The sequence below is a fragment of the Lyngbya sp. CCY1209 genome (assembly GCF_035615495.1).
GTDB lineage: Bacteria > Cyanobacteriota > Cyanobacteriia > Cyanobacteriales > Microcoleaceae > Limnospira.
In genome coordinates, this window is sequence record NZ_JAJENU010000526.1 from 1 (window position 1) to 13,287 (window position 13,287).

Consider the following 13,287-nt stretch of genomic DNA (forward strand, 5'->3'; position numbering starts at 1 on the left):
GAAGGGTGTAGGGTGTAGGGTGTAGGGTGTAGGGAATAGGGAATAGGGAATAGGGAATAGGGAATAGGGAATAGGGAATAGGGAACAGGGAATAGGGAATAGGGAATAGGGAATAGGGAATAGGGAGTCGGGAGTCGGGAATAGGGAATAGGGAGTAGGGAGTCGGGATTTTCCGAGATTTATAGGAAGGCAGGCGCGGAGGCACTGCCCCTACGGTTGCGATCGCCGAACAAATTTTACCCCACACCCCACACCCAATTTAAAATCCGACTGCCGCACCGTCTCGGCGGGGATCGGCTGCCCCCTGCAATTGGCCGTCCGGTGTCACGACGATCGCATTTACATTTCCCCATCCGTCCCGTTTGACAATTTCGTGTCCCCGCCGCCGCAACGCTTCAACCGTCGCCGGGGGGGTGGTCGAGTCCACCAACAAGCGATCGGGAAGCCACTGGTGGTGGATGCGGGGTTCGGAAACGGCTTCGGCGACCGTCATATCGAATTCCAACACATTCAACACCGTCTGCAATACCGTGGTGATGATGGTACTTCCGCCGGGGGAACCCGCCGCCATTATCAATCGATCGCCCTCGGTGACGATCGCCGGCGTCATGCTGGAGAGGGGGGTTTTTCGGGGTGCGATCGCATTCGCCTCACCCCCCACCAAACCGTACAGGTTGGGGACGCCGGGGGCGACGGAAAAATCGTCCATCTCGTTGTTGAGCAAAATGCCGGTGCCCGCGGCTACCACCCCCGCGCCGAAGCCGCCGTTGACGGTGAAGGTGAGGCTGACGACATTGCGATCGCCGTCAACGACCGTCAGATGGCTGGTTTCCGGGGATTCCCAGATGTGGCGGTTCAGGATATCTCGGGCGGCGGGTGGAATTTCGTCGGAAGGGGTGGCCCGTTCCCGGTCGATTTGCGATCGCCGGATATCGGCGTAACCCCCGCTGACGAGCGATCGCACCGGAACCGCCACGAAATCCGGGTCGCCGAGATATTCGGCGCGATCGGCGTAGGCGATCCGCATGGATTCCGCCAGCAGGTGGAGGGTGTCGGGGTCTTGTCGCCCCCAACTTTTCAGGTCGTAAGGTTCGATCAAATTGAGGATTTGCAGCAGGTGGACGCCGCCGGAGGAGGGGGGCGGCATGGCACAGATCTGGAATTGTCGGAAATTGCCGCAGAGGGGATTCCGCCAGATGGGGGTGTAGGCTTCCAGATCGGCGAGGGTTATCAACCCGCCATTTTCCGCCATATCCGCCGCGATCGCTGTGGCAATTTCCCCGGTGTAGAAACTTCGGGGATCGGCGGCGATAGTTTTCAGGGTATCGGCGAGATCGGCTTGGATTAAAATTTCCCCCGGTTCGTACATCTGGCCGTCGCGGGTAAAAATCGCCCTCGCCGCCGGGTTGGCTGTAATAACGTCCCGGCGTCGTTCCAGTGATCGCACGAAATATTCGCTCACGGGAAAGCCGGTTTCCGCCAATTGTATCGCGGGGGCGACCACCGTTTCCCAGGGCAACTGTCCATAATATTTGTGGACGGTGAACAGTCCGGCGACCGTTCCGGGGACTCCGGCGGCTAAATGTCCGTCCAAACTGGCCCGTTCGATGACTTCGCCGTTTTCGTCCAGGTACATATCCCGAGAGGCCGCTTTCGGTGCCCGTTCCCGGAAGTCCAGGGCTTGAATTTGATAATCTTCCCGGGCCGGGTCGGGAAATCCCGCCAACAAAAACCCTCCCCCGCCGATGCCGGCGGAAAAGGGTTCGACGACGGAGATGGCGAAGGTGGTGGCGACGGCCGCATCGATCGCATTTCCGCCTTTTCGGAGCATTTCCACCCCCGCTTCGCTGGCGAGGGGATCGGCCGAGACGACCATGCCGCGATCGCCTGTTTCGAGGGGGGCGAGTTGTCGGGTCGGGGCATCACATCCGACGGTGACGATCGTTGTGAGGGTGGCAATCAAACCCCCCATCAGTTGGGTGGGGCGAAAAACTGTTGGGGATGGGAAGTACCGTTGCACAGATTCAGTGTCGGGTGAGATGCGGTCGGGCGATCGGATGGATTCCGGATCGGTGACTCATCTTATCGTAATTTCGTCCCGCAGAACAAAGTTGCCGAAAATCAACAGTCCGACGATCAGGCTCAGTTTGACGGGCCAGGGGGTGACGACGAAAAACCACATCGAGGAAACGGTTCCGATCACTCCGGCGAGCAGGCGGGGGAGCTCGTCGATCCAACTCATGGCGTTGCTGAGGCTGATCCAAGTCGATACGCAGGCGATCGCAAGGGGAATCAAAAAATGGGGTAACATTGTTTCGATTTCTTAACACTACTAGATGGTTATACAGCAAAATACGGATTTTGGCGAGGGGGATCGATTCGTGACCCCCGGAACTCAAGACGAGTTGGAGAACGGTGCGAGTTCCATCCTCAAGGCTCCGGTTGTGCCATACAATAATTGGGGTGTCGGGTGTGGGATTGGGTCAATCTCCGCCGACTCCCAATCTTTATTATTGCCACGGAAGAGTTGAGAATGCTGGGGAAATTTTTCCAGAAGCCAGACGAGGAACTGAGCGATCGCGTCCCCCCGGGCCAGTATTTGGCGAAGGGGTTTCCGGTGCTCACCTACGGGGAAACGCCGCAGATCGACACCCGGGACTGGGAATTGAAGGTGTGGGGACTGGCCGCACCCAAGACCTTTACCTGGTCGGATTTTATGGAAATGCCCCAACGGGAGTTGACCGCAGATTTTCACTGCGTCACCCGCTGGTCCAAATTGGATGTGAAGTGGCGGGGGGTCACGGTCACGGATTTTCTGAATTGTATCGAGGTCGATCCGAAAGCGGTTCACGTCATGGAACACTGCTACGGGGGGTATACGACCAACATCTCGATGGAAGATTTCGCGCGATCGCAAAATTTCTTCGCCCACACCCTGTCCGGCGAACCCTTGCCGGCGGAACACGGCGGCCCGATGCGGCTGGTAGTCCCCCACCTCTACGCCTGGAAAAGTGCCAAATGGATCAACGGTCTGGAGTTTCTGAGTGAGGAGGAACTGGGATTTTGGGAACGCAACGGCTATCATACCCGGGGAGAACCTTGGGCACAAGAGCGGTATGCTGATGGGGGTTGAGATCGCACCTTCGGGCGCTAAAATCAATGAATAAAGTATTGCTGGAACGGGCCAAAGACCGGGCGGCCGTTTTTGAAAAATTTCTCCAGACCGAACGGGACGAGGAGGCGAGTGCCATCCGACTGGCATTTTTGGATCGGGGTGTCGAGAATTCCCCCTACCGAACCGAAATCGAAAACTACCCGATCCACCTGCAACAAAAACCGATGACATTTGGCCCCTATCCCCGCCGGGGGGAACTGCCCAAAATTAATACGACCCGCTTGGATTTTCTCCATGGGGACATTCAGGAAGCGTGCATCTGTTTGGGTCGCTTCCGAGACGACGATCGCATCGAAACCGTCTGGATGGGGAAAAATGCCCTCCGCAACACCCAGTTTTGGAGTTCGACGAAAATTATCCCGGTTCTCAACGTTTTGGGGCGGGTCAACGGTTTGTTTCCGGACTCGAAGGTGGAAGATTGGCGGGTGCGAGATCCGGACGAGGAGGGGCGGGAATTTTCCTTTGTGGAGGCGATCGCGGATATCGTCAGCTACGAGAAAAAGATCGGCAGTTCCAACGCTCTGGCGGCCACGTTCAAACGCTTCGCACGGCGATCGGAGTTGGAACGGTGGCTGATCGACATTACCGGCAATCAAAGTTTGGAATTTCGGGGGGATTACGGCGAAGAGGCCTTCATTCAAAATCCGCAACTGGCCGATGAAAGGCTGCAACAAATCCTACTATCGGCGGCGGAGGAAACGCCCCGGGGGGAGAATCTTCTGTCCGCCTACGACCTGACCCGGATCGTGTCGATGGTGGGGTGGCACTACCACCTCGACCCCGACGCCCGATTGCCGGGGGTGAACTGGGACGGCCTCAAAGCCGTCATCGCGGGGTTGGGACGGGATACGGCGAGATTTGTGGATGTGGCGTTGGAGACGTTGGGGTTGGAGGAGGCGATTTTCGCCCCCGTGATTTTGTCGAAATTGGGCCACGGCCCGAGCCAACTCCGGCAGGCGATCGAGACGACCTACATGGTGTTCGTGCAGTTCGGCGATCGCCTCCCGACGCAGACGGGACAACCCGCCCGACTGCGAACGTTGGCGATGACCCTGCGGGGCGGCATCCCGATCGCCGACTTCGAGGATTATAATCAGGAATCGGTCCGGCTCGACGCCCGCATGGCGGCGGAAGTGACGGAAATTTTGCGGCGGGTGGTGACGGAGGAGTTGGACGCGATCGCCTAGGGGAATTCCCGGAATTGAGGTCCCATCGGCGATACTAGAAAACAGACCGGGTGCATGGGCGAGGGTTGTTGTTCCTATTTATAGCTATCAGGTATCGGTTATGAGCAATTCGCCCGGAGTTGAAGTTAGATTCAGACCGGCGATCGGACGCATCGGCGAAAGAGAAATGGGTGCAGCACTTGAGGACATTCAACATTAGCGGGGCGGAACTCTCAGGAGTGACCGTCGGGAGGTCATCGCAGAATGGACGATAGGGAACGCACCAACCGAGACGCACTCAAAACCCTGATCCGCAGCATCACCCGGATGCAGGGCGATTTTTCGCTGATTTTGGCCCGCTGCAACTACCGTTGTACCCGAGAAACCATCGTCAAACAGTTGCACGAACAGTGTCCCATTCCCGTCCGAGAACTCGTCCTCGATACTGCCGTCAAAACCCTCTACACGACCATTTTAAACGCCTTAGAAGGTGAAGAAACTCGAGCTTTGATGGTCTTCGGTTTGGAATCTGTCAACCATCTTGAAGATGTCCTCAAAGCCACCAATCAGATGCGGGAAGAGTTCCGAAATTTCCAGTTTCCCCTGATTTTGTGGGTGAGCGATCGCCTCATGTCGATGATGATTCGCTCGGTGCCGGATTTCCACAGTTTTGCGACCACCGTCCATTTTGAAGTGGAAACGGACGAGTTAATTCAATTCCTGCAACGCACCACCGCTCACGTCACCGAACAATTGTTAAACAGCGGCGCGGCGGTTTTTTTGGACGAGGCGACCCTGCAATTGGAAAGCGGTTCCCCCCTGCGGACGGAACTGGAATTCGCCCAACAGGAGTTGAAACGGCGGGGGGTGACGCTGGACCCGGAATTGGAAGGAAATTTGGAATTGGTATTGGGTCGGGTCGCCGACAATACCAAGATAGAAGCCCTGGAACATTATCAAAAAAGTTGGCACCATTGGCAGCGGGCGGGCAATCCGTTGGGTTGCGGCCACGTTTTGTTTTATTTGGGGTTCTGGTGGCGTTATTACGCCATGATGCACCGGGGAGAAAAGTGGGAAGCCTGCCAGAATGCGAGAAACTATTATCGGGAATGTTTGGAACAATTGGAGGCGGCCGATCGCCCCGATTTGGTGGCAAAATTTATCAACGCCCTCGGCGAGGTTTTGCTGTATTTGGAAGAGTGGGACGAGTTGGAGGCGATCGCCAACAGAGCTTTGGATCTGCATCGACAGCAGTCCAATGCATTTCGGGAAGCCCGAGCCCATCATTTTTTGGCGGAAGTGGAACTGGCGCGAAACAATTGGAAACCCGCCGGAGAAATTATTCAAAAAGCATTGGATATGCTCCGGGAGCAGTTTTCCCAGTCCCACCGGTTTGTGAGTGCCGAGGACGTGCGGCGTTTGGATTGGGAGAAGTCCTACCATTGGGGCTGGTATTTGCTGTGTCTGGGGCGATCGCAGCAGGGTTTGGGGCGACATCGGGAGGCGACTATCACGTTGCAAAAAGCCAAAAAGAAGACCAAACCCGCCTACGATCCGGAACTCTATATTGACATTCTCCACCGGCTGCACCACAGTTACTTTCACCTAGGAAAATATCTCAAAGCCTATCACGTCAAGCAACATCGCCGGGAAATTGAACAGCAGTTTCGGTTGCGGCCGTTTATCGGCGCGGGGTCTTTGCGAGAAAGTCAATTCATCAATAATCCTGGCTATCCAAAACGCGAAGAGGAGGCGATCGTTAACCTGGAAATCAGCGCCTCCGGACGATTTGACGATATCGAAAAGTTGGTCAAACGCCTCGGGGAAGATCGGCACAAATTGACCGTGGTTTACGGACAGTCCGGGGTGGGGAAAAGTTCCCTGTTGCAAGCCGGGTTGCTCCCCAAACTCAAGCACAAAAGCACGCTGATTCAAACGCGGCGAATTCTGCCGATTTACCAGAAAACTTACACCCATTGGATTCACGGTCTCAGCGGCGCGATCGCCTCTGCCTTGGAAGAATTGGACAACTGTGAACTGGATTCCGGCTTTCTCAACACCCCCGAGGAAATTTTGGCACAAATTCGAGAAATTGTCAATTCTAGAAATTTGATGATCGCCCTCGTTTTTGACCAATTTGAAGAGTTTTTTGTATCTCACAAAGAACCGAAAAAGCGGGAGACATTTTACCGCTTTCTTCGGGACTGTCTGAATACCCCCTACGTCAAAATCGTCTTGTCTCTCAGACAGGATTATTTGCACCATTTGCTCGAAGGTAACCGGTTGAAATATTTCGAGTCCGTCAACGACAACATTTTAGACAAAAACATTCTTTACTATCTGGGAAATTTCCTGCCGGACGATGCCAAATCCGTCATCCAAAGCTTGACCGACAAAACGCAGTTTATTTTAGATCCGAAACTCATTGATCGCCTGGTGGCAGAACTGGCGGGAGAAGCGGCGGAAGTCCGTCCCATCGAGCTTCAGGTGGTCGGTTCCCAACTCTACGCCAAGGACATCAAAACCTTGGAAAAATACGAACGGGAGGGGCCGAACCGGCGGCTGGTCGAGAGCTATTTGGAAGAGGTCGTCGAAGACTGCGGCTCGGAAAATAAAGACCTGGCAGAATTGGTGTTGTATTTGCTCACCGACGAGTATAATAATCGACCCCTGAAAACCCGCTACGATTTGAGCCGAGAGCTGACCAATTGGGCCAATTATTTAAATACCGAATCCGACAATTTAGATGCCGTCCTGAAAATTTTCGTGCAGTCAGGATTGGTGTGTTTGCTCCCGGAAATACCCGAGGAACGCTATCAACTCGTCCACGATTATCTGGTGTCTTTCATCCGGGAACAACGCAGCAGCGAATTGGTGGCAAAACTCGACGCAGAAAAACGCAAGCGGGAGCAAGCCGAAGCTGAAATTATCAAACAACGCCTCGTCAACATGATTGGATTGTGTATCGGACTGGGATTGTTGTCAATTGCATCATTGTTTCTTTGGCAAAATACAAGATTTCAGGAGAGGCAGACAAAACTGGCAAAATTAAATTATGAATATTTTGCATTTTTGCAAGGAGAATCAGATCAATTAAAAGCATCTATAACCGCCATTGAAGCCGGAAATATCCTCCGAAATTATCCCAAAACTGAAATCGAGCGGAGGACGGCGGGTTCCCTTTGGGAAGTCGAAAATATCTTGCGGGAACGCGATCGCCTCCAAGGACATTCCGGCAGCGTTTTGAGTGTCAGTTGTAGTCCTGACGGCCTGCGGATGGTATCGGGAGGTCAAGATGGTACGATCAAATTATGGAATCGTGATGGTCAGTTGGAGAAGAGTTGGAGAGGAGATGAAGGAACGATTTGGTCCGTCGCTTTTAATCCAAACTCAGACCGAGACAATCAGATTGTTGCTTCCGCCGGTCAAGATGGAACGATTAAATTATGGAAATTAGATGGAACATTGATCGGTATTTTACGAGGACATACTGATGAAGTAAAATGGGTCAGCTTTAGTCCCGATAGCCAACAGTTGGCTTCTGCCAGTCGAGATGGAACGGTTCGTTTGTGGAGTCTCAATGGAAAGGAAATTGCAATTTTAAATGGAGATGAAACCTCGATTTTGAGTGTCAATTTTAGTCCGGACGGTCAACTGATCGCTTCATCCGATGACAAAGGTACGATCAGATTGTGGAACCGGGACGGTGAATTAATCCAAAAATTTAAAGCTCATGAGGAAGCAATTTGGAGTATCGATTTTAGTCCGGACTCTCAGTTTTTGGCTTCTGCGAGCCACGATCGAACGGCGAAACTGTGGAAGCGAGATGGTACATTACACCAAACCCTCGGCGGACATGAAGCGGCAGTCAATAGCATTAGCTATAGTTCGGACAGTCGGTTCATCGTGACGGGAAGTAACGATACAACTATAAAAATATGGACGTATGACGGGACTTTAGTTTCGACAATGCGAGGCCACAATAATATTGTTAATCAGGTTGATTTTTTGCCTCGGAGTCAAATGCTAGTTTCGGCCAGCGTCGATGGTTCGATCCGATTGTGGGATCGGTCAAATCTCCCCTTTGTTTTTAAACCGAATGAGACGATTCACAATGCGGTATTTAGTTCGCAGGGTCAGTTTATCGCCTCCGTGAGTAGTGACAATAGTGCCATTCTTTGGCATTTATTTTTGCCGAATCTAAAACTCAGGTTTAACGCCCATGGAGATACGGTCAATAATATCAGCGTCAGTCCGAACGGTCAACTGATCGCCTCGGCGAGTGCAGACAAAACCGTAAAACTATGGAATTCTCAGGGGGAAGTCTTAAAAACCCTGCCACATGACTCTCCCGTGTGGACGGTCAGCGTCAGTCCTAACGGCCAACTAATCGCAACGGCGACGGACGATCGCATCATTCGATTGTGGGATCGAAATGGGAGATTACAACGGACGATCGCGGAACATACCGACCCCATCAACGACCTCAGTTTCAGTCCGGACGGTCGGACGATCGCCTCTGTGGGTGACAATGCGATTAAAATTTGGGATATTCGAGGAAATTTGGTTCGAGATCTGTCTCGGGGGGGGCTAATTTTTTCCTCCGTTTCCTTCAGTCCGGATGGAGAAATTTTGGCTGTGGCAACCGGGGACGGTTCCCTCCAATTGTGGAAAACATCGAATTGGGAAGGGATTGAAATGACGGCGATCGGACGGCACAAGCGAGGAGTCTATGACTTAGTCTTCAATTCAACCGGAGAGATTCTAGCTTCCGCAAGTATAGATGGAACGGTCAAGCTGTGGGATCGCTACGGTCAGTTAATTACAACTTTGGAAGTTGGGCCTCAACCCGTTCTGTCGGTGGATTTTAGTCCCGACGATAAAATTTTAGTCGCCACCGATCAGGATAATCGGATGGTCTTTTGGCGGTTGGATTACAGCCACTTCAATCAAGTCCCTTATTTACTCGAACAAGCTTGTGGTAAACTGGAAAATTATTTGAAATACAATTCTCGGGTGGTTGAATCCGATCGCAATATTTGTGACGGCATTAAATGAGGGACAGCCGCAAAGAAACCCGGTTTCTCCAGAAACCGGGTTCCTAAGTCACATATTTAACCTCGGGGGGGTCTGGCGGTTTGTACCCGTTCTGAATCAGATTCGGCTGTCCGAGCGATCGCATCTGACAATTGACTCTCAAGTTGAGAAATTGTTGGGGATGGATGGTCAAAATTCGGGGAACTGGGCTCCGCAGCCATCACCCCCGCAGTATTGATGGCGAGGACACCGGCGATCGCGCAGGAAGATAGGATAATAGTTTTCAGTGACATGACATGACTCCTTGTTGTTTCAGTCTCGATCCGCCATTGACTTCCCCGGTATGAATTTGCATAACGACTGGCGATGGGTAGATCAACTTTTTGTAATTGTGGGAAGCTTAAAGCGGATTTTTTTCAGTTCCAGCCGTCCCGAATACCCGGTGATTAGTGCCTCAAATTTGGCTTCATTTCGCTGTTTCTGATACTCCTAAATTAGGGGTTTACACTGATCTATACAAAGGTTTCAATCCGAATCAGGAATGGGACTTTTAAGATAAAAACATTCTCAAGATTTATCCTGTCAGTCGGAACCCCTTTCAACTCATCTGTTCTACCTCTTAAGATAGGTGGAGGACAATCGAAATTCAAGGGGAACTATTCCAGATCCGGAACCGTCACCGTGAAATACGGAGATTATCCGTACTACAGTCAAATGTTATACAATGCTGTACAACAACAGATGAGCATCTCCAATCTCTAAGTTAACAAGCGATAATGAATTGACAATTAAATGAATCTGATAAGATTCTCATCTTTTTTTCATATAACTGCTTAAAATATCAATTCAGAGAACTTGACGTGGCGGAGTTCTTCCAATTCGTTCATTCGCCGTTTTTCTGCGTATATTTGTTGGTGATAATAATGGGCGAGTTCGGGATTGAGGGTGAGGTCGGTCTTTTGCCACAGTTCCAAATAGTGGAGGTAGCGTTTTTCGCACATCACCAATTCGATGCAGGCGACGGCTGCACGGATGGCTAACGGGGCGCGGTGGATGTCCTTTTTGGTCTTTTCATCCAAGTTAAATAGATGGGAGACTTGGGAGATTTCCGGACTATTTTCGGAGTCGAAGTTTTGCAATTCCGAAATTAAATCAATATCCAGCAAAAATCTTTTATCGTCAATTTTTGATTCGATCTCATTTATTTTTATCCACAAAAATCGATGAATCAACAGGCTAAACTGCAAATCCTGTTCGTCCAAAGCGTTGACAATTGATGTCCGATGTTCCGGGCAGTGGAGGTAAATTCGCAGCAGCAGGGCTTCGGCTTTTTCCAGCAGGGTGCGATCGCGCTTGTCGGGCAGCGAAATTTCCGGCAGAGATGGGGATGCTTTTTGTTTTTGCGATCGCGGTTTCTGAATCTGTTTTCGCAGGCTGTCTGCCAGCATCGGCACCAGGCGGGATTGACCCTGGCTGAGAATTTCCGCGCCGGCTTGGATGTAGGCCGTGCGCTGGGTGACATCTTCGATTTTGCGGAGCAACTCCACCATTTCCCCCGCCACTTTTTGAGATTCTGCCACGGTTTCCAGCTTCTTTCCGGCGAGAATTTGGCGGATTTGCCAGTCGATAAATGGGGGGGCCTGTTCGAGCAAATCTTGATAGTCGTGGCGGGTGTGGATATAGAGATATTCATCCGCATCTTTTCCGTTGGGGAGGTTCAGGATTCGCAACTGGACTTCCCCCCGATAGGCGAGGGTTTCGATTTCCCCGATCGCTCGTTCGGTGGCTTTCGTACCGGCGGCGTCCGCGTCAAAATTGAGGACGATTTCCTTCGATTCCGTATAGCGGAGTAGCTGCCGGATTTGATACAAACTGAGGGCAGTTCCCAAAGCGGCCACCACGTTTTCCACCCCGGCGGCGTGGAGGGCGATCGCGTCAAAATACCCCTCCACCACCACGGCGCGATCCTGCTTGGCGATCGCATTTTTCGCCCGATCCAGCGCGAACAGGGTTTTTCCCTTGTCAAATAACTCGGTTTCCGGGGAATTGAGATACTTCGGCATTTCGTCCCCGAGGCTACGGCCCCCGAACCCGATCACCCGGCCCTGGATGTCGCGGATGGGGATGATCAGGCGATCGCGGAAGCGATCGTAATAGCCGTTTCCCGCCTTGCGGGGGACGATCAGCCCCGCCTGTTCCACCAATTCCAGCGGAAAGCGCTTCTGTTCCACCAAATAGCCGTAAATCGTCTCCCACCCCGGCGGCGCGTATCCCAACTGAAAATCCCGGATCGTACTCTCTCCCATGCGGCGGGAAAATTTCAGATATTCCAACGCCTCTTCCCCCTGGGACTGTCGGAGAGCGTGTTGGTAAAAACTGGCCGCGATCGCCAAAATTTCATACAGCTTTTCCCGCAGCGACAGGGTGCGCTGAAACTCCTCGTGTTGTTCGGGGGACTCGGTTTTCACCGGCACCTGGTAGCGCCGCGCCAACTCCAACACCACGTCGGAAAACGAGGATTTGTCCAACTCCATCAAAAATTTGATCGCATTTCCCCCGGCGCCGCACCCGAAACAGTAGTACATCTGTTTGGTGGGACTGACGGTGAAGCTGGGGGTTTTTTCTTCGTGGAAGGGACACAAACCGGCGAAGTCCTTTCCCTGTCGCTTCAATACGACCCGTTCCGAGACGATATCGTAAATGTCGGCGCGTTGTTTGACCTCCTCGATGGTGTCGGGGTGGATGCGGGGACTGGACATGGATTGAGCGTTTTGAATGAAAGAGTGTATAAGATTGTAGCCGTTCTCGCGACACGGTTGACCGGGGGCGTATTCCGAAAGAGATAATCGGTCAACTGTAGGGTTTTTAGCCGTTTCCGCGATCGGGCGAGGGCGGTTGACGAACGCGATTATTTTTGCTACTATACCATCCAAGCCGTACTTGATTTTACAAAATACAATCGTCGCATTGAGCCGTTCGGCTGGGTGTCGAATTTCCGAAAGGCGATTTGATATCAACTCGTTCAAAAAATTGCCATTTTTCCGATCGCGCGATCGCCCGATTGAAGGGTCGATTTCGCCTTCCCGAAAGCTGGCGTTTCGTCCGGTCATTTGTACAGAATGATACCCCCGACAAGTCGGACATTTAAGGTCGGGCAAATGGGGCCGCGATCCTCAGCCTTTTAACTTCAAATTAATTGTCCGAATCCCCAATGGCAGTGCGATACAATAAGAAATCGATCGACAAGGAGGAACATCAATCCGTGTATCGGTTGTCCGAACCCCGACAGCGAAAGACAATCTGGGAGTCCTGGCGACGCTGGTTTCGCCTGATGTATCTGCGGTTCATCACCCTGCGGGGGCACCCGGAATATTTGGCGCGGGGTCTGGCGGCGGGGGTGTTCGCCGGATTTTTCCCGTTTTTCGGGTTTCAAACCCTCCTGGGTGTGGCGATCGCCGTAATTTTTCGGGGCCACAAGTTTCTGGCGATCGCGGGAACCTGGATCAGCAACCCCTTCACCTATTTGCCCCTATACTTTTTCAACTTCCAAGTGGGCCGCTGGCTGCTGGGAGTCGAACAGTTGTCCTCCCTCGGGGACGACCTGCGATCGCTGACCCAATTTAGCGATATCCTCGAATTTGGGGCGGAATTTGCCACCGTGCTGCTGGTCGGATCGTCCGTGGTGGGTCTGGCGGGGGCGATCGCGAGTTACGTCGGCGGCTTCTGGGTTCTGCGACACTGGCGGCAACGGCGTCTTCGCCAGTCAAAAGTCAAAAGTCAAAAGTCAAAAGTACGGCAATTTCCCACTCAGTGAGGTACACGGATTCAATTCAAGTCCCCCTTGTGAAGGGGGATCATGGGGGATCTTTCCCGTTCAAAAAAGGTGAAGATCCCCCCCGGCCCCCCTTT

Annotated in this window: 8 protein-coding genes; 4 read left to right on the top strand and 4 right to left on the bottom strand. The window is 52.6% G+C overall.

The genetic code is table 11. The features are described 5' to 3' along the window. Positions 1-259: 259 nt before the first annotated feature. Both ggt and LKE08_RS17430 read right to left on the bottom strand, forming a co-directional pair. On the bottom strand, positions 260-1,972 hold the full coding sequence (gene ggt, locus LKE08_RS17425; RefSeq protein WP_324705528.1) for a gamma-glutamyltransferase: 1,713 nt from the start codon (positions 1,970-1,972) through the stop codon (positions 260-262). Positions 1,973-2,077: 105 nt separating this feature from the next. After that, positions 2,078-2,311 carry a hypothetical protein gene (locus LKE08_RS17430; RefSeq protein WP_324705522.1) on the bottom strand — a complete coding sequence of 78 codons (234 nt, stop codon included), beginning with the start codon at positions 2,309-2,311 and terminating at the stop codon, positions 2,078-2,080. Positions 2,312-2,533: 222 nt separating this feature from the next. Between LKE08_RS17430 and LKE08_RS17435 the strand changes: the two genes are divergently transcribed. From LKE08_RS17435 to LKE08_RS17445, 3 genes are all read left to right on the top strand, one after another. After that, positions 2,534-3,133, top strand: a complete 600-nt coding sequence (locus LKE08_RS17435) for a sulfite oxidase-like oxidoreductase (RefSeq protein ID WP_324705523.1) — start codon at positions 2,534-2,536, stop codon at positions 3,131-3,133. 26 nt (positions 3,134-3,159) lie between these two features. Beyond that, positions 3,160-4,362, top strand: coding sequence for a hypothetical protein (locus LKE08_RS17440; RefSeq protein WP_324705524.1), 1,203 nt, complete (start codon positions 3,160-3,162; stop codon positions 4,360-4,362). A 243-nt stretch (positions 4,363-4,605) separates the two neighbouring features. Continuing rightward, on the top strand, positions 4,606-9,399 hold the full coding sequence (locus tag LKE08_RS17445) for a sugar-binding protein (RefSeq protein WP_324705525.1): 4,794 nt from the start codon (positions 4,606-4,608) through the stop codon (positions 9,397-9,399). Between the two features lie 56 nt (positions 9,400-9,455). On the opposite strand, the gene LKE08_RS17450 is transcribed toward LKE08_RS17445, so the two are convergent. Together LKE08_RS17450 and dnaG are read right to left on the bottom strand one after the other, a co-directional pair. Further along, positions 9,456-9,671 carry a hypothetical protein gene (locus tag LKE08_RS17450; RefSeq protein ID WP_324705526.1) on the bottom strand — a complete coding sequence of 72 codons (216 nt, stop codon included), beginning with the start codon at positions 9,669-9,671 and terminating at the stop codon, positions 9,456-9,458. 540 nt (positions 9,672-10,211) lie between these two features. Continuing rightward, entirely contained in the window at positions 10,212-12,137 is a 1,926-nt protein-coding gene (gene dnaG, locus LKE08_RS17455; protein ID WP_324705529.1) for a DNA primase, read from the bottom strand. Positions 12,138-12,589: 452 nt separating this feature from the next. On the opposite strand from dnaG, the gene LKE08_RS17460 reads away from it, so the two are divergent. Next, positions 12,590-13,192: a DUF2062 domain-containing protein gene (locus tag LKE08_RS17460; protein WP_324705527.1), complete on the top strand. Its 603-nt coding sequence runs from the start codon at positions 12,590-12,592 to the stop codon at positions 13,190-13,192. Positions 13,193-13,287: the final 95 nt, after the last annotated feature.

What these genes read in the sequence shown, in the direction of transcription:
- ggt (WP_324705528.1), bottom strand. Translation starts at nt 1,972, where the DNA reads ATGGGGGGTTTGATTGCCACCCTCACAACGATCGTCACCGTCGGATGT.
- LKE08_RS17430 (WP_324705522.1), bottom strand. Translation starts at nt 2,311, where the DNA reads ATGTTACCCCATTTTTTGATTCCCCTTGCGATCGCCTGCGTATCGACT.
- LKE08_RS17435 (WP_324705523.1), top strand. Translation starts at nt 2,534, where the DNA reads ATGCTGGGGAAATTTTTCCAGAAGCCAGACGAGGAACTGAGCGATCGC.
- LKE08_RS17440 (WP_324705524.1), top strand. Translation starts at nt 3,160, where the DNA reads ATGAATAAAGTATTGCTGGAACGGGCCAAAGACCGGGCGGCCGTTTTT.
- LKE08_RS17445 (WP_324705525.1), top strand. Translation starts at nt 4,606, where the DNA reads ATGGACGATAGGGAACGCACCAACCGAGACGCACTCAAAACCCTGATC.
- LKE08_RS17450 (WP_324705526.1), bottom strand. Translation starts at nt 9,671, where the DNA reads ATGTCACTGAAAACTATTATCCTATCTTCCTGCGCGATCGCCGGTGTC.
- dnaG (WP_324705529.1), bottom strand. Translation starts at nt 12,137, where the DNA reads ATGTCCAGTCCCCGCATCCACCCCGACACCATCGAGGAGGTCAAACAA.
- LKE08_RS17460 (WP_324705527.1), top strand. Translation starts at nt 12,590, where the DNA reads ATGGCAGTGCGATACAATAAGAAATCGATCGACAAGGAGGAACATCAA.